This is a genomic window from Streptococcus marmotae (genome assembly GCF_001623565.1).
GTDB classification, from domain to species: domain Bacteria; phylum Bacillota; class Bacilli; order Lactobacillales; family Streptococcaceae; genus Streptococcus; species Streptococcus marmotae.
The window spans coordinates 717,705-741,034 of sequence record NZ_CP015196.1 but is presented as its reverse complement, the minus strand read 5'-3'; the positions used below and the strand labels follow the sequence as shown (position 1 = coordinate 741,034).

Genomic DNA, 23,330 nt, shown 5'->3' with positions numbered 1-23,330 from the left:
TTGGAAGTACAGTAAGTCGAAGGTATTTAAATATAGGATACTTTAGCAATGAAACCCCGAAGGAGGTTGCTTGCGCCCGCACTACCCAATAAAGTATTGAAAAACGCTCATTTTGATATGGATAGAGTATTAACTGTTTTCCACAGGAAGTAAGATTTTTAGTTGAACCCAGTTGTCCTCCTTGCTGAGCGTTAGATTGCCGCCATATTTTTGGACAATAAAGTCCATACTTTTCAGGCCGATACCATGGAGATTTTTATCTTCTTTTGAAGTGCTGGGAAATTGTCCTGTGGATAAGTCAAGATTAGAAGTGTCATAATTATCGAGTCGAATGACGATAAATTGGCTGTGTTGAGAGACTTTTAAGGTCATCAGGCGTTGCTCGGCTTGGCTGATTTTTTCCACAGCTTCAATGGCATTGTCAATCGCATTTCCAAAAAGAGCAGAGATGTCCATAATGTCCATGAAATGGAGAAGCTGACCCTGCACGATACAAGTAAAATTGATACTGTTTTGGAGGCAGTATTGATTTTTTTGTGTCAAAATGGTATCAAGGACGGGATTTCCTGTTTCAATCTTAGCTTCAAAATTCTGAATGGCTACTGTCATTTCCTTGAGGTATTGTTGTTGCTTTTGCTTATCTGCTTCCTGCTGGATAATGTAGAGCTGATGCTTGAGATCATGGGCTTTTCTGCTGATGAGATCATTATTTTCTCGGTAGGCTTGGTATTGTTTATACTGCAGTTGGAACATGTTGTGGATGGCAACCAATTCTTCACGTAGATAGCGATCGTATTGCTGGGACTCTTGTGTGAGAAGGAGTAGAATACCAGAGAAATTGACCGTCGTTCTGAGGATAAAGATACTTGTTGAATCTTGAAATTGGGGTGTCCCAGAGAGGATAAACCCAATATTGCTTAAAATAAAAATAGTTAATGAAGTAAAAACAGCAACCCAAACCTCTCGTTTTTCGATACTATTTTGCAGCTCTTCTAGGTTTATTTTTCGATTTTGCTGATAGAAGAGAAGAAAAGCGATGCTAGAAATAATTCCCATGAATAAAGCCTGTGTCCACAAGTTATCCACAGGTTGTGAATAAATCGTGAGACAGTAAAGATGCCAGGCAAGAGAGGCGACTAATTCTGCAGCGATAAAGGCCTTTGCAGTTAAATAAAGAGCAGTCTTTGACTGTTTGACACCTAGTAGGTAAATCGATGCAAACATCCAAGAGATATTGATACCCATGCCGATTGTCCACAAGAGGATAGGGAATTGACCAGCTAGGAGTTGCAGTAGAATTTGAGCAGGAAAGATGAGGAGCAAGGTTCTCATTTTTCGCAACCATTCCATGTTGATAATCAGGGGAAGACAGACCAAGCAACAGGCGACTGCTTCAGATAGTGCGGTATAGACTCGTGGAATATCTGGAAAGTGTGTCATCATAGCAAGGTGTCTCCGATGTAATTGGTCAGAGCAGTCATGAAATCTTTCTTACGAGGTCGACTGATTTGCAAGGGTTCTCCCTTGATATAGGCTAGATTACCTTCGATTTTTTCTACATAAGCGAGATTAACAATATAGCCTGAATTAGAACGAAAGAAACTCTTTTTATCGAGCAATTGTTCCATGTTTTTTAAGGTATTGCTGATGGTAATGGTTTCTTGCTTGCTATGGATATGGAGTTGGTGGCCGTCACTTTCCAGATAATAGATGTCCTTTTGAGGAATTTTAAAAGTGGAAGCCTTATTTTTTACATAGAGATAGTGCTGCTCCTCTTCGGGGCTAGGAAGCTTTCGAAGCATTTTTTTGAAATGTTCTTCAAAAACGAAGTTGCTAAGTGGTTTGAGGAGAAAGTCGATTGCTTCAACAGAATATCCCTGAATGGCTACCTGAGAATGGTTGGTTACAAAGACAATCAAGACATCTTTGTCTACCGCACGAATCTTTTTAGCAGTCGTCATACCGTCCATGATTTCCATTTCCACATCCAAATAGATAATATCGAAGCGATGCTGGTAGTCACTGGTGATATCAATACCGTCGTTAAAACAGGTGATGTCTACAGGGCGTTTGATCTTTTGGCAGTAGTTGTGAATATACTTACTGAGTCGTTCTTGCTCGACTTTTTGGTCTTCTACAATTGCGATGTTCATACGAGTCCTTTCTATCTATTATTCGTCAGTGTTGAGTAATTGATGTCTGCTTGGTTTTCGGGCAATTTGGGCAATCATTCCTTTTTCTCGTAATACTGCAATGCTATCTTTGATGGTTTTTCTAGGGAACTCGGAAGCTAGAATATCAATGATAGCACGGTCTGTCAAGCCTTCTTTGGGATGGTTGACAAAGGTAGTAGATTGCAGCAGGAGAAATAGGATGTGTCTTTGGATTTCTGTCAGGTCATTATTGGATTCCATCCGCTGCCAGAAATGATCAAGAATGACCTTTTTCTCTTTTAGTATGTTAAGAATATCTTTTTGTCCCTCCTCAATTAATTCTAGCATGGTTTGAACAAAGAAGGTGCCCTCTGCACGATTATCACTATCTCCTGTAGTTGAGAAAGCTTTGTAGTATCTTTTTTTATTCTCATTGATTTTTTGTGAAATAACGAGACCTGAAAAAATGTCAAGTTTTCTAGCTAGATAACGAGATAAAATGTAGCGACCTGTCCGCCCGTTTCCATCGTAAAACGGATGAATGTTTTCAAAAAAGAAATGTCCTAGCGTTGCCTTGATTAAGAAGGGAATTGTGTCATCGTTGATGAATTGAATCCAGCTTGTCAGCATCAAATAGATTTGCTTTTCAGTTGATGGAGCGATATGTTCTACTTTCCCGCTGTGCTGATCAACAATGCTGACGATATTGTCACGGAACAGCTCACCATCTAGTTGGTTTTCTTCATCAGTGAGCTTATCATAAATATCTCGAATCACTGAGAGTTGGTCGATTGTGAGTAATTGATTATCTGCAATATCGTGATACATGCGTACAGTGGACAAGAGACGGATATCTTTCGAAGAAGATTCTTGTAAGGCTCGATAGGCTTCTGAAACATCTTTTCGTGTGGTTTTAATGCCTTCTATTTCGTTGGTGTTAATCACAGCCTTGTAGAGTTGCTCTGTATAAAATTGGGTATGAGCGACTGGGGGAAGTAAGTTTGCAATTTCTTTAATTCTTGTCGAATTTTCCTGTATTTTTTGTGATACTAATTGTAGTTCTAACAAAGGAACGACAAATAAGGGATATTGATGGGTTTTAAAACGATCTCTTTGCATTAGATAGGGATACATTTCTGTTTTAATGACACCAAAACTAGTCAATCTTCGTTGATATTCTTCTTCCAGTGTATCGTAATGTTGATATTTGATGATTTTTAATTCTTTATAAGACATTTCAGACTCCTATTTGTAAAATAAGGCGATATATTACAAATAGTAACACTTTTTTTATCTTTATTCAATAAAAATGGCAAAATAGAGAGAATAGGATAAGTAGAAAATAAAGAAAAGAGACAAATCAGCAGAAACAGACAAATTATGCAGTCTAAATGACAGATTATGAAGAAAAGGTTTTCATAAATTGTTTGGTTTGGTAAAGTAGGACTATAAAAAGAAAAGGCTTTCAAGCCATTGAATTATTTAGGAGGGTCTTATGAAGACTTGGAAAAACAAAGGACTAGCTTTGGTTGTTGCTGGCGCACTTCTTAGCGTTCCAGTAGCAGCTGAAGATTATGCTAAATCCTATCAGTCATGGGATGCAGCGGGGATAGTAAAGACGACCTTGATTGTCGCTTCAGTTGCAGTAGTTGCCCTACTGGCATATGCGATTTACCGTATTGTGCAGAACAAGCCGTTGAAAACAGTTAAGAGCAAGGTTGCAATGGGATTGCTGTCACTACTCAGTATTGTGATTGTAGGCGCTAACTATGCGGTGAACATGTTTGTAAACGTGATTGACACCTATTTTGCACCCTCTTATGCCGATGAAGGTAAAATCAAGGATGCAGAAGCAGTTTCCAAACAATTGGTGACAAAGATTCAAGAAGAAGGTACGGTTCTTTTGAAGAACAAGCAGAAGACCTTGCCACTTGAAAAATCATCAAAAGTCAATGTATTTGGGATTTCTTCAGTTGCAGTGACCTACGGTGGTTCAGGTTCGGGTTCAGCCGATGAATCAAAAAATATCAACTTGCAACAGGGTCTTGAAAATGCAGGTTTTAAAGTCAATACTGAATTGACCGATTTTTATAAAGAAAACTTACCGAAAAAAGAGGGAACCAATATCTTCTCATTAAACGGTGGAGATTACAATATCTATGAGCCAAGTCAAGACAAGTATTCGGAAGAGTTGATGAAGAATGCGAAAGAATTCTCTGATACAGCGCTTGTTGTCATTTCTCGTAATGGTGGTGAGGGGGCAGACCTTCCTCAATCTATGAAAGATTATGAGCAAGGGCAAGCAGATAAACATTATCTTGAGCTTCAAGATGTTGAAAAAGACATGCTTGAAACCGTTAAGAAAAACTTTGATAAAGTCGTCGTCCTAGTGAATTCATCTAATGCGATGGAGCTTGGCTTCCTAGAAGATGAAGGTGTCGATGCAGCCCTTTGGATTGGTGGACCAGGTTCAACAGGTCTTGATGGTGTAGCACGCATCTTAGCGGGTGAGGTCAATCCGTCAGGTCGTTTGGTAGATACCTATGCCTATGATATGGCTTCTGCTCCAACATACTGGAATACAGGAGACTTCTCTTACACAAATATTACCTATGAAAAAACTCCGTGGGGTGCAAAAGAACCACAACCTTTAACTACAAATTTGTCAATTACCAAGAAGGAATCTATGTCGGCTATCGTTACTACGAAACACGTTTTGTAGATAATGCGACAGGCAAAGTGGATGAAGTAGCGTATCAAAAAGCGGTTCAATACCCATTCGGATATGGTCTATCTTATACCAACTTTAAACAAGAAATCACCAGCATGAAAGAAGATGGTGATGAGATTGAAGTGAAAGTGAAGGTCACAAACACTGGTGAGGTTGCTGGTAAAGATGTAGCGCAAGTCTACTATACAGCACCATATACAGCTGGTGGCATTGAGAAATCACATGTTGTTCTTGCTGGTTTTGGTAAGACAGAAGTGCTTGAGCCTGGTAAGAGCGAAGAATTAGCCATCCGCTTTGACCGTGATGACCTTGCATCCTATGATGAGAAAAACGAAAAAGCCTATGTCTTAGATGCTGGAAATTATGAGATTAAATTGATGAACAATGCTCATGATGTGCTCGATTCGAAGACTTATACCGTTGCTCAAAAAGAAGTACGCAAACAACGGACATCTGATAAGGCTGAGGTAACAAATGCCTTTGAATATGCAGTAGGTGATGTAAACTATGTGACTCGTAACGATTGGGCAGGAACACTTCCAACTAAACGGACATCTGATAAGGAGGCAACGGATGCGGTTGCAAAAGAAGTCGATCGTGAAAACTTCCGAATTGATGCAGATGCTGAAACGCCAGTTGACAAGGTAGAAGCTGAAAAGAATGGTCTTCGTTTGGCAGATCTTGTTGGCGCAGATTATGATGATGAACGTTGGGAAAAATTGGTTGCTCAAATGACAGTAGCTGAGATGGCTGCCTTGATTGGGCATGGTGGTTATGCAACGATTGCGGTTAAATCAGTTGATAAGCCAGCAGTAGTGGATCTTGACGGACCTGCGGGAATCAACGGTATCTTCCAAGGCATCAAGGGAATCCAATACAATTCAGAAGTGGTTGTTGCCTCTACTTGGAATACAGCGCTTGCTGAAGAAATGGGTGATGCTTTTGCAAAAGAAGCCTTGGCTCATGGAATTGTCGGTTTGTACGCTCCTGCAGTGAATATTCACCGTTCTCCATTCTCCGGTCGAAACTTTGAATACTATTCAGAAGATCCTGTCGTATCCGGTCAAATGGCTTCTGCCCTAGTGAAAAAAGCCCTTGACAATGGTGTCTATACCTTTACCAAACACTTTGCTCTCAACGATCAAGAAGACAATCGTGAAGGTGTTGCAACTTGGTCAAACGAGCAAGCGATTCGTGAAGTCTACCTCAAAGCCTTTGAACTTCCAGTCAAGGAAGGTGGCGCAACAGCAATCATGTCTTCCTTCAACCGCATTGGTACTCTTTGGGCTGGTGGAAACAGTGACCTATTGAATACGGTTTTACGTGGCGAGTGGGGCTTCCATGGTATGGTGATTACAGACTATGACGGTCAAAGCTACATGAGTCCTGACCAAGCGATTCGCAACGGTGGTGACTTGATGCTCACTCCTGTAGGAGATGATCCAACAACGCTCTCTACTGGTACCAAAGAAGGAGTTGCAGCCCTTCGTCAAGCAAGTAAAAATATCTTGTATACCATTGCACATTCAGCAGCACTTGATATTTACAAACCAAAAACAAAATGGTGGTTGGTTGTCCTTGTAGCGGCAAACATTGTTCTGGTTGCGCTAGTAGGGCTTGGTCTTGTGAAACTAACTGCAAAGAAAAAAGAAGTAGCATAATGAATGAAGAGGTGTGAGGACAGTTCGTCCTCCTCTCTTTTAGAAGGAGAAATATGAAAGAGTGGATTGCCAAGCATCCTGATTTGTGGGAATTTATTAAGTTTAACGTCTTGTCCAATATTGCGACGATTACGAACTTCGCAGTTCTGTGGTTGTCAACAAACTTTCTATTTACCGCTTTTTCAGGGCAAGATTTTCATTGGATGATATTCCATTATTCCGTTGACAATGGTGGCTTAAACGGTTTTCTATCTTTCTTATTAGCTTATGTCGTTGCGCAGATTGTGAACTATATTGTTCAGCGAAAACTGGTCTTTGGAGCGGAAAATGATATATCAAAAACCCTCCATTGGTATATCTTGACGGTGGTTGTGGCAGGTATCTTATCCATTGTCTTACCACCCTATTCCACTCAGCTATTCACATCATGGGGCTTGAGCCTAGGCTGGGCTCAAACGGCTGCCAACTGGGTTAATATCTTTGTCCAAGTTGCCGTTAACTATCCGATGATGAAATTTGTCATTATGAAATAATGGAAAAAGTAATGAAACAAGGCATAAACTAAATTTTAGGTCAGAACAATAATAAAGTCTCATAAAAAACACATAAAATCGGGTTTTCTAACAACCTGATTTTATGTGTTTTTACTATTTGAAAAATTTTTACCCAGTCTAGTTTTGTGTTTTTAAGATTTGCTTTTTTGAACGGTTTCTTTATCGCTTAGAAAGTTCGTAATCTTCTCTTTTAATGTTTCAAAATTCCCTTGAAAGGTGGCAATTTCGAGGGTTAGATGTAAACCATCTTCTATTGGAATAGCTGTGCGATAGCCATTTAGTTGAAAAAACATTTGCATGGCAATGAAAGCAGTCCGCTTATTTGCATTTTTGAAAGGATGTTTTTTGATTAGATTGATCCAAAGAATAGCAGCCTTACTTTCGATAGTAGGATAGAGTGTTTTTCCAAAAATTTCTTGTTTGGGTTGTTCTACAATCATATTTAGACTATTCGCATCTGTAATGCCTACAGGTTCTTTTGGAGAATATTTTTGAATAATAGCGACGTTGATTTTAATAATATCTTCTACAGATAGATATCGCATCATTTATCTACCAATTCTTTCATCAATTCGTCATATTGAGTCAGTGCTTTTTGAAGTTCTATATCAAAATGAAAGGTCGGTTCGGCTTTTTTTATCTTAACGGTGTGGCCGTCTGTGACAAACTCAATCTCTTCTCCGATACTAGCTCCAAGAGTTCTTTGAATTTCTAAAGGTATGGTAATAACAGCACTGTTTCCAGTCTTTCTGAGTTTTACATTCATATCGGCACCTCTTATCTTTCGTATATACATAATAACAGGTATATACAAAAATAGCAAATTTTTGTTGTAAATGAAATAGATTGTTAGAATGGCGACAGATTATGTCGGGAACTTGACAATTTATGAAGAAAGGGTTTTCATAAATTGTCCCGTTTGGTAAAGTAGAACTATAAAAAGAAAGGGCTTTCAAGCCGTTGAATTATTTAGGAGGGTCTTATGAAGACTTGGAAAAATTGTTTTATGGGAGTGCTAGTGACTGCTAGCTTATTTAGTAAAGATGTTCAAGCAAAGGAAGTTAATTACCCAGAAAATTATGTCAAGATGAATAGTACAACTTTTACAAGTATTCTTTTTGGGGTAGTTTTAGTGATTATTTTGGGAATGTTTGCTTTTTCTATTTTGCGGTTTCGCAAAAATAAATCTCTCAAATCACATTGGAGGAAAGTTGGCTTATTTTTCTTAACACTTTTCTCTCTCATGATATTAGGCCTTAATTTTGTTCTTAACATCGTTGCAACAACAGTGAATTTATATTTTTCTCCGTCATATGCTAATCAGAAACAGGTAGATAGTTCAGTCGCAAAGACAAAAAATTTAGTTACAGAAGTGCAATCAGAAGGTTCTGTCTTATTAGAAAATAAAAAAAGTACTTTACCATTAAAGAATGGAAGTAAAGTGAATCTTTTTGGAATTTCTTCAGTTAGATTGACTTATGGTGGGACAGGTTCTGGTGCTGCTAATGAAGCTACAAATATCACTCTTCAAGAAGGACTAGAGAAAGCTGGCTTGGAAGTGAATACTCAACTGGTGGAATATTATAAGAAAAATCTTCCTGAAAAAAAGAAAGCTGATATTCATAATTTGACAGGGGGAGATTTTTCTATAAACGAGCTGGATGTAGATAGCTATCCATCAGATATTATAAAAGATGCACAATCTTTCTCAGATACTGCTATTGTGACATTTTCCCGCCAGGGAGGGGAAGGCGGAGACTTGCCAATGGATATGGCGAGTTATAATGGTGATGCCGATAAACACTACTTGGAGTTACAAGACGTAGAACGCAAATTACTAAACGTAGTTAAAGAAAAGTTTAATAAAGTTATTGTATTAGTCAATTCTTCTAATGCGATGGAGCTTGGCTTCCTAGAAGATGAAGGTGTGGATGCAGCCCTTTGGATTGGTAACCCAGGTTCAACAGGGGCATACGGAGTAGGACAAATTGTAACTGGTCAAGTTAATCCATCAGGACGCTTAGTTGATACCTATGCATATGATGTAACGGAATCGCCTGCCTATTATAATCAAGGGAATTTTACATATACAAATATAACTGAAACAGTTAAAAAAGACGGGGAAGAAGTTACTGAATATCCAGCACATTTCCTTAATTATGCAGAAGGAATCTATGTCGGCTATCGTTACTACGAAACACGTTTTGTAGATAATGCGACAGGCAAAGTGGATGAAGCAGCGTATCAAAAAGCGGTTCAATACCCATTCGGATATGGTCTATCTTATACCAACTTTAAACAAGAAATTACCAGCATGAAAGAAGATGGTGATGAGATTGAAGTGAAAGTGAAGGTCACAAACACTGGTGAGGTTGCTGGTAAAGATGTAGCGCAAGTCTACTATACAGCACCATATACAGCTGGTGGCATTGAGAAATCACATGTTGTTCTTGCTGGTTTTGGTAAGACAGAAGTGCTTGAGCCTGGTAAGAGCGAAGAATTAGCCATCCGCTTTGACCGTGATGACCTTGCATCCTATGATGAGAAAAACGAAAAAGCCTATGTCTTAGATGCTGGAAATTATGAGATTAAATTGATGAACAATGCTCATGATGTGCTCGATTCGAAGACTTACACCGTTGCTCAAAAAGAAGTACGTAAACAACGGACATCTGATAAGGCTGAGGTAACAAATGCCTTTGAATATGCAGTAGGTGATGTAAACTATGTGACTCGTAACGATTGGACAGGAACACTTCCAACGGAACGGACGAAAGATAAGGAAGCAACAGATGAAATCTCTAAGGCTTTGGATCTGAATCAGCTAGTAATTGAAAATAGAGATTCTGATGAAGATATTATTGTTAGGAACAATGGTTTGCGGTTAGTTGATATGGTTGGATTAGAATATGATGATCCTAAATGGGAACAGATACTCCAGCAATTATCGGTTGCTGATATGAAGCGTTTAGTAGGAGCAGGAGGATATGGAACAGTTGAAATTAATTCAATTGATAAACCTGCAACAGTTGAATTAGATGGTCCTGCCGGAGTCAATGGTATCTTCAAGCCTATTTTTGGAACTCAGCTTAACTCTGAAGTGGTAATTGCCTCAACTTGGAATACTGAGTTAGCTGGTAAAATAGGTGATGCTATAAGTTCAGAAGCTTTAGCATTAGGAGTAGTGGGTCTTTATGCACCAGCTGTTAATATTCACCGAACACCATTTTCTGGTCGAAATTTTGAGTATTATTCAGAAGACCCTGTTGTATCAGGGAAAATGGCATCAGCTTTTGTGCAAAATGCTACTAAACAAGGGGTCTATACATATATGAAACACTTTGCTCTCAACGATCAAGAGAGCAATCGTGAAGGTGTTGCAACTTGGTCAAATGAGCAAGCGATTCGTGAAGTCTATCTCAAGGCCTTTGAAATTCCAGTCAAGGAAGGGAAAGCAACAGGTCTAATGTCATCGTTTAATCGTATTGGAACTATATGGACAGGTGCTTCCTATCCCCTTTTAACAACGGTATTACGTGGAGAATGGGGATTTAAAGGGACTGTTATAACAGACGGATCATTTGGTAAAAAATATATGAATGTAGACCAGGCAATCCGTGCAGGTAATGATCTTATTCTTAATCCATTACCATTCTTAAACTCCATTCAGGATACTAATACTACTAAGCAAGCTTTGCGTGCGGCAAGTAAAAACATTCTATATACGATTGCTAACTCAAAAGCAATGGAAGTGTATGTGCCAAAGACAAGAACATGGATGTTAGTGGTATGTGTTGCAGAACTGGTAATTGTGGGAATATGGTCTCTATCTATGTACGCTATTTCTGGTAAAATCAAGTCTAAAAAGAAAGATTGGGTGGAATAGATGATCCATTTGATGAAAGAGTGGATTGCCAAACATCCTGATTTGTGGGAATTTATTAAGTTTAACGTCTTGTCCAATATTGCAACGATTACGAATTTCGCAGTTCTGTGGTTGTCAACAAACTTTCTATTTACCGCTTTTTCAGGGCAAGATTTTCATTGGCTGATTTTCCATTATACAGCAGCAGATCATGGTGGTTTAAATGGATTTCTATCCTTCCTGTTAGCTTATGTTGTTGCGCAGATTGTGAACTATATCGTTCAGCGGAAATTGGTTTTTGGAGCGGAAAATGATATATCAAAAACCCTCCATTGGTATATCTTGACGGTGGTTGTGGCAGGTATCTTATCCATTGTCTTACCACCCTATTCCACTCAGCTATTCACATCATGGGGCTTGAGCCTAGGATGGGCTCAAACAGCTGCCAACTGGGTTAATATCCTTGTCCAAGTTGCCGTTAACTATCCAATGATGAAATTTGTCATTATGAAATAATGGAAAATACTATTCCCCTAATGATGAGTTGTTGGGGGAATTTTGTATACCCTTCAATTGTTGAAAACAGATTATGTCGGAAACTTGTCAATTTATGAAGAAAGCGTTTTAATTCTTGTTCTTCTTTGCTATGATAGGTTTAGTAGAATAGAAATACTACTCGTCAAACATCGACATCTGACATCGTTAACTCACCTTGCTGAACTCTAGTTCTATCTAGAGTTTCGTTGCCTAGTCAGATTTTGATTTTTTATAGAGTATAAGTGAGGAAAAGTATGAAACATCGTGAGATTATTGAGCAATTAACCTTAGCAGAAAAAGCAGCTCTGATGTCTGGTAAGTCTGTTTGGGAAACCAAGGATTTTCCAGAAAAAGGAATTCCGTCCGTTTTTTTATCAGACGGGCCACACGGTATTCGTAAGCAAGAAGGAAGTGGGGATCATCTAGGCTTGAATGCTTCCGTTCCAGCGACTTGCTTCCCAACAGCAGCGACTCTTGCAAATAGTTGGGATCCAAATTTGGTGGAAAAAGTTGGGGCGGCCTTAGGGGCAGAAGCAAGTAGTTTGGGTGTTCATGTGGTCTTGGGGCCTGGACTCAATATCAAGCGGAATCCCTTGTGTGGACGTAATTTTGAATATTATTCAGAAGATCCATATCAGGCAGGAAAAATGGCAGCAGCTATGATCCGTGGTCTGCAATCTCAAGGTGTAGCAGCTACGCCAAAACATTTTGCGGTAAATAGTCAAGAGCTTCGTCGTATGGCTTCTGATTCCGTTGTAGATGAGCGCACACTACGTGAAATCTATCTGACAGGATTTGAAATCGCTGTTCGTGAAGGAAATCCGAAGGCGATTATGTCTGCTTATAATCAGATCAATGGGATTTATGCTAATGAAGATAAACGATTGTTACGAGATATTTTACGGGATGAATGGGGCTTTACAGGCTTTGTCGTTTCAGACTGGGGTGGCTCAAATGACCATGTTCTTGGAGTTGAAAATGGCAGTCATCTGGAAATGCCAGGCACGACAACGGTTGGTCAAAAGGAATTGATTGCTGCAGTCCAATCTGGGCGTCTGTCTGAACGTGTGCTCGATGAGCGCGTGGATGAGCTGTTGCAGGTTGTCTTAGAATTAGCGGCACAAGAAAAGCGTAGCATTCATCCTGAGGAACAGCACCGTCTAGCGCAACGAGCAGCTGCAGAAAGTGTTGTCTTACTAAAAAATGACGAACAAATCCTCCCACTTCAAGCAGAAAAAACAGTTGCTATAATTGGAGAATTTGCTCAAAATCCACGTTATCAAGGGGCAGGTTCTTCCCTTATTAACGCTAGACAGGTAGAAAATACGGTGGATAGCATTGCGGATTATTCCTTAACAGTTGTTGGCTATGCACAGGGTTACCAGCGAATTGACCAACCAGATGAAACCTTGGTGACAGAGGCTATTTCCTTAGCGAAGCAAGCGGATACTGTCTTATATTACATGGGCTTGGATGAAATTAGTGAGAGTGAGGGATTAGATCGCAGTCATTTGAATTTGCCGCAAAATCAGCTTTATTTACTTGGGAAATTAGCAGCAGTTCATGAGAATATTGTCGTAGTCCTATCAGCAGGTTCTGTCGTTGATATGAGTTGGACTCAGCATGTAAAAGCAGTGATTCATGGTTATTTGGCAGGTGAAGCAGGGGCAAGAGCCATGCTGGATGCGCTGACTGGTATCGTCAACCCAAGCGGAAAATTAAGTGAAACCTATCCAGTGAATCTGGCAGATGTCCCTTCTTCGAAAGATTTTCCTGCCGAAGGTGATTATGCACTCTATCGCGAGGGTCTATACGTTGGCTACCGGTATTTCGATACCAGTAAGAAAGCTGTTCACTATCCATTTGGCTACGGTCTATCGTATACGAGCTTTGCTTACAGCAATCTCCTCGTTCACGAGACAGGAATTTCTGTGACGATCACCAATACGGGTACTTGTGCTGGTGCTGAAGTCGTGCAATTGTATGTGGGGAAAGAAGACGGCGCTATTTTCCGACCTAAAAAAGAATTAAAAGGTTTTGCAAAGGTGTATTTGGAAGCAGGTCAATCAAAAGAAATAACGATTTCCTTTGATGATAAGACCTTCCGTTACTTCAATACCTTGATCAATTCCTTTGAAGTTGAAGGAGGAGCCTATCAGCTTTACATCGGTGCAAGTGTGTCAGATATTCGTTTGGTAGCAGAAGTAACGCAAGCAGCTACAACTGATCAATTACCGGATATGGCAGGACTAGAACACTATCAATCTGGTCAAGTTGATCAGGTGACAGATGAAGAGTTTGCTCGTTTGCTAGGCCGACCAGTACCTGTTGAATCTTGGACAATTGGTCAGGAACTCCGTCTCAATGATCCCTTATTGAAGTTGCAGTATGCCAAGAGTGGATTGGCTCGCTTGGTTTATAAATTGCTACACCATTTATTGAAAAAAGCTGAAAAGAAAGGAAAACCAGACCTGAACTTACTATTCCTTTATAATATGCCATTTAGAGCCCTTGCCAAAATGACAGGAGGTATGATAGATCAACAAATGGTTGCAGCTATTTTAATCATCGTGAATGGTCACTTTATAAAAGGTGTTGGCCAATTATGGAAAGCCTTTCGTGCCAAGAACAGTTACCAAAAGCAACTTTCATAAAATTATGGTAAAATAAATAAAAAATCTGCCAGCTCAAGCTGGCAGATCATTCGTTGATAGGGAGTAGGAGATGACTTTATTAAGTGTTGCCATTCCGAGTTACAATGCGCAAGAATATCTACATTACTGTGTTGAATCACTCGTTGTTGGAGGTGATTTAGTCGAAATTTTAATTATCAATGACGGTTCAAGCGATCGTACACAAGAAATTGCGGAACAACTTGCAGCCAAGTATGCCAATGTTCGGGCGATTTATCAAGAAAATAAGGGCCATGGTGGGGCAGTAAATACTGGTATGCGGGAGGCTACAGGTCGCTATTTTAAGGTAGTGGATAGCGATGATTGGGTTGATACGAGGGCCTATCTCAAAATCCTTGAAACCTTGACAAAATTGGAAAGTCAGGGGCAATACGTGGATGCGTTTATCTCGAATTTTGTCTATGAAAAGGAAGGACAATCTCGTAAGAAGAGTATGCACTACCAGAATGTCTTACCGACTGAGCGCATTTTTACTTGGGATGATGTAGCTGCCTTTTCAAAGGGGACCTATATGATGATGCATTCGCTGATTTATCGGACAGACCTGCTAAGAGAGGTAGACTTGGTGTTACCAGAGCATACCTTTTATGTAGACAATATTTTTGTCTTTACGCCACTACAAGCTGTCAAGACCATGTATTATCTGCCGGTTGATTTTTACCGTTATTTTATCGGGCGTCATGACCAATCTGTTAATGAATCGGTGATGATCAAGCGGATTGACCAGCAGCTGAAGGTGAATCGTATCTTGGTGGACAGTTTGGACTTGGATGCCATTGATCAACCCGATTTGCGCAGCTATTTGCTGAATCATGTAGAGATTACGACTATTATCTCTTGTGCCCTTCTTAACCGAGGTGGGACAGCTGAGCATATGATGAAAAAGCAAGAATTGTGGAACTATATTCGAGACAATAATCCAGCTCTCTTTAAAATCGTTCGCAGTGGTTTGTTAGGGCAATTGACGAACCTATATGGCTACCCAGGCCGGAAGATTTCAAACGCTGTTTACAAGATTGCAAAGAGCATTTACGGCTTTAATTGATAGGAGAAATCAATGCAAAAACTGGGGACAACAGAGCTAGAGGTATCTCGAATCGCACTAGGCTGTATGCGCATGGCCAGTTTGGAGGCTTCAGCAGCTCAAGCAGTTGTTAAAACGGCTTTAGAAAAGGGCATTACGTTTTTTGATCATGCAGACATCTATGGTGGTGGGGAATCAGAGCTTCGGTTTGCAGCAGCTGTGAACGAATTGGGCATCCGTCGTGAGGACTACATTCTGCAATCTAAATGCGGTATTCGCAAGGGATATTTTGATTTTTCAAAAGAGCATATCCTAACTTCTGTCGATGAGATATTAAAACGGTTGAGAACTGATTATCTCGATGTCCTAGTCCTACATCGCCCAGATGCCCTCATGGAGCCAGAAGAAGTTGCAGAAGCCTTTACTCAGCTGAAACAAGCTGGAAAAGTCCGCCACTTCGGTGTCAGTAATCAAAATTCCTACCAAATGGCATTGCTCCAGTCTTATTTGGATGAGCCTTTGGTGGTCAATCAGTTGCAATTTTCACCTGCCCATACTCCCCTTATTGATATGGGCTTACATGTCAATATGAAAGAAGATGGAGCAACTGTCCGAGATGGTGGTGTCTTAGACTATTGTCGCTTAAAAGGAGTGACAGTTCAGGCCTGGTCACCATTTTTGATTGATCTACAAAGAGGAATTTTCGTTGATCATCCAGATTATGCCAACTTAAATCAGACGATTGAGCGCTTAGCAGCGCAATACCATGTTTCACGTGAAGCAATTGTCGTAGCCTGGATTTTGCGCCATCCTGCTAAGATTCAGACCATTGTAGGTTCTATGAATCCTGAACGGTTGACTAACATTGCCGCAGCTGAAAAAGTGCACCTCACACGACCAGAGTGGTACGACATCTACACGAGTGCAGGAAACAGTCTGCCATAGCAGAAAAGCTAGTAGTATCTCAAGCTGTCTAGAACAGAAATGTGAACAAGGTTGGGTAGGGGGGTGCCTAGCCTTTTTCTATCAAGCAAGGATTTTCGAGAAAATTCACTCGAATTGTTCCCGATTTGCCTGCTTTTATGATAGAATAGTTAGGTATAAAACCAAGAATAGATGGAAGATGGGCATGTAGGTTTGTGCTACTGGATTCCATAATCGGAGAGAGGAAAATATGAAACGTTCGATGTATGCGGGACGTGTTCGGAAAGAACACATCGGTCAAGAAATTACTTTGAAAGGTTGGGTTGGTCGCCGTCGTGACTTGGGTGGCTTGATTTTTATTGACTTGCGGGACCGTGAAGGAATCATGCAGTTGGTCATTAATCCTGAGATGGTATCTAGTGATGTGATGGAACAGGCTGAGAAAGTGCGGAGCGAGTTTGTTCTTGAAGTAACAGGACAAGTTGTTGCACGTGAACAGGTCAACGCTACTCTACCGACAGGTGAAGTCGAGCTACAAGTGTCTAGCCTGACGATTTTAAACGTAGCCAAAACAACTCCGTTTGAAATTAAGGATGGTATTGAAGCAAGCGATGATACTCGTCTTCGCTACCGCTATTTGGACTTACGCCGTCCTGAGATGCTTGCAAACTTTAAATTGCGAGCTGCAGCAACACATAGTATCCGCAATTATTTGGACGAACTGGAGTTTATCGACGTTGAAACACCGATGTTGACCAAGTCAACACCAGAAGGTGCACGCGATTACTTGGTGCCAAGTCGTGTGAGTAAGGGGCATTTTTATGCTTTGCCACAAAGTCCACAGATTACCAAGCAATTGCTCATGAATGCTGGTTTTGACCGCTACTATCAAATTGTGAAATGCTTCCGTGATGAGGATCTGCGTGGAGATCGCCAGCCAGAGTTTACACAAGTTGACTTAGAAACCTCCTTCTTATCTGAGCTAGAAATTCAAGATATAGTAGAGGGTTTACTTGCGCGTGTCATGAAAGAGACTAAAGGAATCGATGTTGCTCTACCATTTCCTCGTATGAGCTATGACCATGCCATGAATGCTTATGGTAGCGATAAACCGGATACTCGATTTGAGATGCTCTTGCAAGACTTGACAGATATTGTAAAGGAAGTTGACTTTAAAGTCTTTTCCCAAGCTCCTGCTGTTAAAGCGATTGTAGTCAAAGGTGCAGCAGACAATTACTCGCGTAAAGACATTGATACATTAACTGATTACGCTAAGCAATTTGGGGCAAAAGGCCTAGCTTGGATAAAGGTTACAAATGGTGAATTGACAGGTCCAATTGCCAAGTTCTTGACAGCTATTACAGAAAAGTTGACAGAAGGTTTACAATTAGTAGACAAGGATTTGGTCCTATTTGTTGCAGACGAATTAGAAATTGCGAATAATACATTAGGAGCGCTTCGTACTCGTCTTGCTAAGGAACAAGGCTTGATTGATGAAAGCAAGTTTAACTTCCTGTGGATTGTGGATTGGCCAATGTTTGAATGGTCAGAAGAAGAAGGTCGTTTCATGAGCGCTCATCATCCATTTACACTTCCGACAGAAGAAACAGCACATCATTTGGAAGGCGATTTGGCAAGTGTTCGTGCGGTTGCCTATGACATCGTCTTAAATGGTTATGAATTAGGAGGTGGAAGCCTACGTATTAACCAAAAAGAGATGCAAGAGAAGATGTTCAAAGCGCTTGGCTTTAGTGCTGAACAGGCTCATGACCAATTTGGTTTCCTTTTGGAAGCGATGGACTACGGTTTCCCACCACATGGTGGACTTGCAATCGGATTGGACCGTTTGGTTATGCTCCTAGCAGGTAAGGACAATATTCGTGAGGTAATCGCCTTTCCTAAGAACAATAAGGCCAGTGATCCAATGACCCAAGCTCCAAGTACGGTAGCTAACAGTCAATTAGAAGAATTAGCACTTCAGATTCAAACAACTAATGAATAGATATTTTAGAAAACTTCGTATTCAATTCTTGAGAAAGGCAAGGCGCAATCGTTTTTGGTCTGTCATCTCGAGTGTGTCAAAAGAACGCTATGCAGAGCGTATATCTGGCTCAATCATTTATGGACTTTTATCCAGTATAGCCGTCAATTTCTTCTTCCAGCCAGGGAATGTCTATTCTTCTGGAGTAACAGGAATTGCACAGATTGTCTCTGCTATTTCGATTACCTACTGGGGCTTTAAAATTCCGCTAGCCTTGGTCTACTATGGTCTAAATGTGCCTTTGCTCATCATTGCTTGGTATAAGATTGGAAATAAATTTACGATTTTCACCTTTATTACGGTTACTTGTAGCTCCTTCTTCATCCAGTTCATGCCTCATATTACTCTGACGACAGACCCCCTAGTCAATGCTATTTTTGGCGGTCTCATGCTGGGAACTGGGATTGGGTTTGCCCTTCGGAATAATGTGTCCAGTGGCGGGACAGATATTGTCAGTATCTTGATTCGGAAAAAGACAGGAAGGCAAGTTGGAAGCATTTCGTTGATTGTCAATATCTTGATCATGCTGGCAGCTGGAGTGACCTTTGGCTGGAAATATGCTCTTTATTCCATGATTGCCCTCTTTGTTTGTAGTCAGATGACCGATGTTATCTATGTAAAGCAAAAGCGTATGCAAGCCATGATTATCACCAGTCATCCGAGTCGTGTGTGCAAGATGATTCAAAAGAAACTGCACCGTGGTGTGACCATTATCAATGGGGCAGAAGGTGCCTACAATCATGAAGAAAAGACCGTGCTGATTACCATTATTACTCGTGCAGAATTTAATGATTTCAAGGCTATTATGAAAAAGACCGATAAGACGGCCTTCGTATCGGTGGCGGATAATGTCAATATTATCGGACGCTTTGTAGAGGCTGATGAATAAGGTTTGGAATCTTGTATATGAATTGACAAACACAATATATAGATATATAATGATAGTTATATCCTATATATTGTGTTTTTTGATTGGAGAAGGAATGAAAAAAGTCTATCTAGTTTATATCAGTCTAAGTGGAAATACGGAAAGTTTTGTGAAGCGCTTGACCACTTTTTTACAATTTCAGTCTGATTTGCAGGTCGAGCAGGTGCATGTCAAGGATTTGGTCAAAGAGGATATTCCTTTTTACGAATTGGATGCGCCTTTTGTCGCCTTTTTGCCGACCTATTTAGAAGGTGGAAATGGTGTAGACAATGGCGATGTGGAGATTTTGACGAATCCGCTAGGCGATTTTATCGCCTATGGAGAAAATGCGGATAAGTGCCTTGGTATTGTCGGTTCTGGAAATCGGAATTTCAACAATCAATATTGTTTGACAGCTAAGCAATATTCCGAACGGTTTGGTTTTCCTGTGCTTGCGAACTTCGAACTCCGTGGTCTTCAAAATGATATTGAACGGGTAGGGAAAAAGATTATAGAGTTAGTGTGATAGAGACGGATGGACAGATGAGATCTGTAGATGAGAAAGAGCGGTCACACTAGCTGTTTACGAATGATGCAGTCAGTTTGGAGGTTATAAAATAGGAGTTGGCGAGTCGGTATCATGGGATAGCGGGCGCTTTCTTCCTTATTTATTCAGAGGATTTTTTAGCGTTGCGTACTAGCGGGGACCCTATTTTCTAGGAAAAATCTCAAATTAAAATAGGGGTCAGATATTGCTTTTTTTTTATAGCATATTATAATATAGATATGATTGTAATCAAAAAGGAGTATGATAAATGAAAAAGAATACCCAGTCGAGTTGGAAATCTGTGACCCGCTATTCCATCCGGAAAATCGCCCTTGGGACAGTCTCTTTAGCTGTCGGTTCGGCCCTTGTGGGTCCCTTTGTCGGACTACCTGTCCCAGTAGCTGCCGAAGAAATGACAAGTGAGCAGCAGCGTTTTACAGTGGATTACCAATATGTAGCCGAGACAGAGCTAACTGCAGACGAGAAAAAGCAAATCATAGAAAATCTTCCAGAAAATACAACCGATCAAAATCAGACGTATTATCTGGTGTTTCGTGCAAACCAGTCATCTGTGTTACCAAAGACAAGTGATGGCCGTACCTTGCTCGTACCAGGCATAGTTGGGGCAAGCTTGTTTGTCGTAGGAATAGCTATAGTGGGACGGGGCAAGAAGAAGCGTCATGTTATCACAAGTTTATTCTTGTTGACAAGTATCGGGGCTTCGACAACGGTCTTGGCTTTAGAAAGCAAGGAATTATCAGGTTATAATCAGCAATTCAGCCTGCAAAAAGGACAAGAACTGCCAGATGTAGTGGAGATTCCGGGGTATACCTATGTTGGTTATCTACCTGCGACTGCCCTAAGGTCAAATACAGGCACTAAGACGACGGTTGATGGCGCTTCAGCTACCCTCAATAGCCAGTCAAATGCCACAGAAGGTCGTCCTTCCTCTTCTATACCATCATCTGCTGCTCAAACGACTGCTTTGAGTAAACTAGTTGAGTCAGTAAATCCTACTGTTTCAACTTCTCCAAGTGCACCCGTGGGCACCATTCCATCAAATAGCTCAGCTCAGTCAAGTGCACCCGTGGGCACTATTCCATCAAGTGGCTCAGTTCAGTCAAGTGCACCCGTGAGTACCATTCCATCAAGTAGCTCAGCTCAACCAAGTGCACCCGTGGGCACTATTCCATCAAGTAGCTCAGCTCAACCAAGTGCACCCGTGAGCACCATTCCATCAAGTAGCTCAGTTCAACCAAGTGCACCCGTGGGCACGATTCCATCAAGTAGCTCAGCTCAGTCAAGTGCACCAGCGGATACCGCTCCATCAAGCAGCCTAGCTCAACCAAGTACGCCAGTGGATATCGTCCCACCGACAACACAGCCAGGCTTGTCAGATGATACGATGCCATCAAGTAGCTCAGTTCAGCCAAGTACGCCAGTGGATACCGCTCCATCAAGTAGCCCAGCTCAACCAAGTACGCCAGTAGATACTGTCCCGCCAACTAGTCAACCCCAGCCAAGCACGTCAGTAGATGCAGTCCCACCGACAACACAGCCAGGTCTGTCAGATGATGAGACAGATGCCCCTACTCCAAGTCAGCCAGCCAAACCGCAAACATATAAGGTAACCTTTATGGTAGATGGTCAAGTACTGAAGACGGAAGAGGTTGAAGCTGGGAAGGCTGCTACGGCGCCAGATATTCCAGAGTTAGAAGGAAAAGTATTTGTTGGTTGGTCAACAGCCTTTGATTCGGTCACAGGTGATATTCAAGTAGTTGCGCAGTATAAGGTGAAAGAATACACGGTTCAGTATGTAACACCAACTGGTCAAAAAGTTCATACGCAAACGGTTGATCATGGAGATGTTTTACCTGCTAAGCCTCTTCTTCTCATTGAAGGGTATAAAATCACTGGTTCTGACTATGATGGTTCGCCAATTACAAAAGATAGGACCATCACCCTTTCTGTAGAAGAAATTCCGTTGACCATCACGTTTGACCAAGATGGAGAAAAGACGACGGTTCGAGCATTACGTGGTGAAGAGGTCACCTTCCCGACTCCGAAAGAAAAAGAGGGACATGAGTTTGTACGTTGGTCAACGAAGCAGACGAGCTTTGAGGATGATACGACTGTAACAGCTATCTATGCGAAGAAACGGTACCGCGTTATTTTCAAAGCAGATGGCGCTTCGCTCAATCTTGCAATCATTCCTCATGGTATGGATGGAATGGCCTTTGCTCCAAAAGTCCCAGAAAAGGCAAAACATCGGTTTGTTGGCTGGGATAAAGACCTAACAAATGTAACGGGAGATATGGAAGTCAATGCGATCTATGAGCGTGTGTATGCGGATCTACCTGTCCGTTTTGTTGCCGTAGATCAAGACGGTCAAGAGCTAAAAGACATTACCAGCAAAATCTTTAAAGAAGAAACGCTTATCAAGGAAGAAGACTATCCTAGTCTACTTGAGATTCCTGGCTATACCTTTGTCAAGTGGGAGCCACAATCCGTTACGGTGACTGACGATACAGTAGTAAAAGCACACTATAGCCAAAATCACTATCAGGTCACCGTAAATGATGAACAAGGTCAGGCTACGGAGACCTTTACGAAGACCTATCAAGAGACAGTCAGCCCAAATCTTGCTCAGTATGAGAAAGAAGGCTATACTATCACAAACTTTGTAGATGAGAATGGTCAAAATGTTGGCTTGAGCGACATTGCAATCACGAAAGATACCGTGCTGACTCCTGTCTATCAGATAAAAACCTATCGTGTCCAGTTCTTTGATGTGAATAAAGAGGTGGTCAAGACAGAAGTTGTCGAACACGGCCAGTCAGCTACCCCACCAACCCTAAAAGAGGTAGAAGGCAAACGCTTTATCGCCTGGTCTGCATCGTCTGATGTTGTAACGAATGACTTGGATATCTACTCTGAATACGAAGATATTAAATACGTCACTGTACATTATATCGTTGATAACCCTGCTGGAGAAAAACATTGGGGGACAGGATTAACTTACTTTGAAGTTAAAACCGCAACTGTCGAAGAAGGTCAAGAGTTTGAAGAAGCTCCAAAATCTCTCCATAACGGACAATTCTATTTGGAACAAGCCTTAGATAACGGATTCTTTACAGGATGGTTATTCAACGGTTGGGAGAAAGAAAGCGAACAAGACGGAACCATTATTATGAAAGCTAAAATGAGTATTGACTATGCATCTGGCTGGATGTTAGCTAAAGATAATGAATACTCAACAGGATTCCATTCTTATAAGACAAGAGAAGAAATTCCAGAAAAAACTTATCGCTATCGTGATGATTTGGCAAAAGATTTCTTCGAGAAGATGAATGATTATCGTGCTTCTCTTGGGTTAAAGAAACTCATTTGGTTGGATGAAACAAAAGCTGGAAGCGATTTGCGTGCAAAACAATTGCTTTATGAGTTCTCACATAAAATTCCGGGAACAGACCAAAGTCAAGCGACACTCTTCCCAAATCACCCAGCAGGTGAAAATATTGCAATGAACTCAGAAAAAGAAGATGCCGCTAATTTCGTATTGAAACAATGGCTTGATTCTCCGGGGCACAAACGCAATATTGAAAACCCTGATTATGAGTACACTTCAATCTCTGTTGTAGAAGCTAAAGGCTCTCTACGTTGGGTTCAAAGTTTCTTCTTATACTAAAAAAT

At 40.9% G+C, this 23,330-nt stretch carries 15 protein-coding genes and 1 pseudogene; 11 read left to right on the top strand and 5 right to left on the bottom strand.

The annotated features are described in order from the left end of the window. Nucleotides 1-129: 129 nt before the first annotated feature. Genes A4H00_RS03705 through A4H00_RS03695 form a run of 3 tightly spaced genes read right to left on the bottom strand, consistent with a single transcriptional unit; the run spans nucleotide 130 to nucleotide 3,389 of the window. Nucleotides 130-1,443, bottom strand: a complete 1,314-nt coding sequence (locus tag A4H00_RS03705) for an ATP-binding protein (protein WP_237334213.1) — start codon at nucleotides 1,441-1,443, stop codon at nucleotides 130-132. After that, nucleotides 1,440-2,153 (bottom strand): LytR/AlgR family response regulator transcription factor, encoded by a 714-nt coding sequence (locus A4H00_RS03700; protein WP_067087433.1) that lies wholly within the window; start codon nucleotides 2,151-2,153, stop codon nucleotides 1,440-1,442. Before A4H00_RS03700 ends, A4H00_RS03705 begins: the two co-directional genes overlap by 4 nt. 18 nt (nucleotides 2,154-2,171) lie before the next feature. After that, nucleotides 2,172-3,389, bottom strand: a complete 1,218-nt coding sequence (locus A4H00_RS03695; protein ID WP_067087430.1) for a Fic family protein — start codon at nucleotides 3,387-3,389, stop codon at nucleotides 2,172-2,174. Between the two features lie 259 nt (nucleotides 3,390-3,648). On the opposite strand from A4H00_RS03695, the pseudogene A4H00_RS12425 reads away from it, so the two are divergent. Beyond that, nucleotides 3,649-6,545, top strand: a pseudogene (locus tag A4H00_RS12425) (glycoside hydrolase family 3 protein). 53 nt (nucleotides 6,546-6,598) lie between these two features. Beyond that, complete coding sequence (locus A4H00_RS03685; protein WP_067087427.1) at nucleotides 6,599-7,078, top strand: GtrA family protein; 480 nt, start codon at nucleotides 6,599-6,601, stop codon at nucleotides 7,076-7,078. A 152-nt stretch (nucleotides 7,079-7,230) separates the two neighbouring features. Here A4H00_RS03685 and A4H00_RS03680 read toward each other — a convergent pair whose 3' ends face one another. Both A4H00_RS03680 and A4H00_RS03675 read right to left on the bottom strand, forming a co-directional pair. Then, nucleotides 7,231-7,644, bottom strand: coding sequence for a type II toxin-antitoxin system death-on-curing family toxin (locus A4H00_RS03680; RefSeq protein ID WP_067091447.1), 414 nt, complete (start codon nucleotides 7,642-7,644; stop codon nucleotides 7,231-7,233). Continuing rightward, the gene (locus A4H00_RS03675) at nucleotides 7,644-7,865 is read right to left on the bottom strand and encodes an AbrB/MazE/SpoVT family DNA-binding domain-containing protein (protein ID WP_067087424.1); all 222 of its coding nucleotides are present in this window, start codon (nucleotides 7,863-7,865) and stop codon (nucleotides 7,644-7,646) included. Before A4H00_RS03675 ends, A4H00_RS03680 begins: the two co-directional genes overlap by 1 nt. A gap of 216 nt (nucleotides 7,866-8,081) precedes the next feature. Between A4H00_RS03675 and A4H00_RS03670 the strand changes: the two genes are divergently transcribed. The 9 genes from A4H00_RS03670 to A4H00_RS03630 all read left to right on the top strand — a co-directional run bounded on the left by A4H00_RS03670 (nucleotide 8,082) and on the right by A4H00_RS03630 (nucleotide 23,325). Then, on the top strand, nucleotides 8,082-10,985 hold the full coding sequence (locus A4H00_RS03670) for a glycoside hydrolase family 3 protein (RefSeq protein WP_067087422.1): 2,904 nt from the start codon (nucleotides 8,082-8,084) through the stop codon (nucleotides 10,983-10,985). A gap of 12 nt (nucleotides 10,986-10,997) precedes the next feature. Then, entirely contained in the window at nucleotides 10,998-11,480 is a 483-nt protein-coding gene (locus tag A4H00_RS03665; protein WP_067091443.1) for a GtrA family protein, read from the top strand. A gap of 275 nt (nucleotides 11,481-11,755) precedes the next feature. Further along, a complete protein-coding gene (locus A4H00_RS03660) occupies nucleotides 11,756-14,155 on the top strand; it encodes a glycoside hydrolase family 3 C-terminal domain-containing protein (protein WP_067087419.1) in 2,400 nt (799 codons plus the stop codon). A gap of 70 nt (nucleotides 14,156-14,225) precedes the next feature. Then, nucleotides 14,226-15,239 carry a glycosyltransferase family 2 protein gene (locus tag A4H00_RS03655; protein ID WP_067087416.1) on the top strand — a complete coding sequence of 338 codons (1,014 nt, stop codon included), beginning with the start codon at nucleotides 14,226-14,228 and terminating at the stop codon, nucleotides 15,237-15,239. A 12-nt stretch (nucleotides 15,240-15,251) separates the two neighbouring features. Next, nucleotides 15,252-16,163 carry an aldo/keto reductase gene (locus A4H00_RS03650; protein ID WP_067087413.1) on the top strand — a complete coding sequence of 304 codons (912 nt, stop codon included), beginning with the start codon at nucleotides 15,252-15,254 and terminating at the stop codon, nucleotides 16,161-16,163. A gap of 229 nt (nucleotides 16,164-16,392) precedes the next feature. Beyond that, nucleotides 16,393-18,144 carry an aspartate--tRNA ligase gene (gene aspS / locus A4H00_RS03645; RefSeq protein WP_067087410.1) on the top strand — a complete coding sequence of 584 codons (1,752 nt, stop codon included), beginning with the start codon at nucleotides 16,393-16,395 and terminating at the stop codon, nucleotides 18,142-18,144. Then, complete coding sequence (locus A4H00_RS03640; RefSeq protein ID WP_067087408.1) at nucleotides 18,137-19,072, top strand: YitT family protein; 936 nt, start codon at nucleotides 18,137-18,139, stop codon at nucleotides 19,070-19,072. The genes aspS and A4H00_RS03640 overlap by 8 nt, the downstream gene beginning before the upstream one ends. Before the next feature lie 94 nt (nucleotides 19,073-19,166). Then, nucleotides 19,167-19,616, top strand: coding sequence for a class Ib ribonucleoside-diphosphate reductase assembly flavoprotein NrdI (gene nrdI, locus A4H00_RS03635; protein ID WP_067087405.1), 450 nt, complete (start codon nucleotides 19,167-19,169; stop codon nucleotides 19,614-19,616). A 289-nt stretch (nucleotides 19,617-19,905) separates the two neighbouring features. Further along, complete coding sequence (locus tag A4H00_RS03630) at nucleotides 19,906-23,325, top strand: InlB B-repeat-containing protein (RefSeq protein ID WP_067087403.1); 3,420 nt, start codon at nucleotides 19,906-19,908, stop codon at nucleotides 23,323-23,325. Nucleotides 23,326-23,330 lie beyond the last annotated feature (5 nt).

Bases quoted from the DNA above. Each gene is read 5' to 3' on its own strand.
- A4H00_RS03680 (WP_067091447.1), bottom strand. From the start codon at position 7,644: ATGCGATATCTATCTGTAGAAGATATTATTAAAATCAACGTCGCTATT.
- A4H00_RS03670 (WP_067087422.1), top strand. From the start codon at position 8,082: ATGAAGACTTGGAAAAATTGTTTTATGGGAGTGCTAGTGACTGCTAGC.
- A4H00_RS03695 (WP_067087430.1), bottom strand. From the start codon at position 3,389: ATGTCTTATAAAGAATTAAAAATCATCAAATATCAACATTACGATACA.
- A4H00_RS03705 (WP_237334213.1), bottom strand. From the start codon at position 1,443: ATGATGACACACTTTCCAGATATTCCACGAGTCTATACCGCACTATCT.
- A4H00_RS03700 (WP_067087433.1), bottom strand. From the start codon at position 2,153: ATGAACATCGCAATTGTAGAAGACCAAAAAGTCGAGCAAGAACGACTC.
- A4H00_RS03685 (WP_067087427.1), top strand. From the start codon at position 6,599: ATGAAAGAGTGGATTGCCAAGCATCCTGATTTGTGGGAATTTATTAAG.
- A4H00_RS03630 (WP_067087403.1), top strand. From the start codon at position 19,906: ATGAAAAAGAATACCCAGTCGAGTTGGAAATCTGTGACCCGCTATTCC.
- A4H00_RS03675 (WP_067087424.1), bottom strand. From the start codon at position 7,865: ATGAATGTAAAACTCAGAAAGACTGGAAACAGTGCTGTTATTACCATA.
- nrdI (WP_067087405.1), top strand. From the start codon at position 19,167: ATGAAAAAAGTCTATCTAGTTTATATCAGTCTAAGTGGAAATACGGAA.
- A4H00_RS03640 (WP_067087408.1), top strand. From the start codon at position 18,137: ATGAATAGATATTTTAGAAAACTTCGTATTCAATTCTTGAGAAAGGCA.
- A4H00_RS03650 (WP_067087413.1), top strand. From the start codon at position 15,252: ATGCAAAAACTGGGGACAACAGAGCTAGAGGTATCTCGAATCGCACTA.
- A4H00_RS03660 (WP_067087419.1), top strand. From the start codon at position 11,756: ATGAAACATCGTGAGATTATTGAGCAATTAACCTTAGCAGAAAAAGCA.
- A4H00_RS03655 (WP_067087416.1), top strand. From the start codon at position 14,226: ATGACTTTATTAAGTGTTGCCATTCCGAGTTACAATGCGCAAGAATAT.
- aspS (WP_067087410.1), top strand. From the start codon at position 16,393: ATGAAACGTTCGATGTATGCGGGACGTGTTCGGAAAGAACACATCGGT.
- A4H00_RS03665 (WP_067091443.1), top strand. From the start codon at position 10,998: ATGAAAGAGTGGATTGCCAAACATCCTGATTTGTGGGAATTTATTAAG.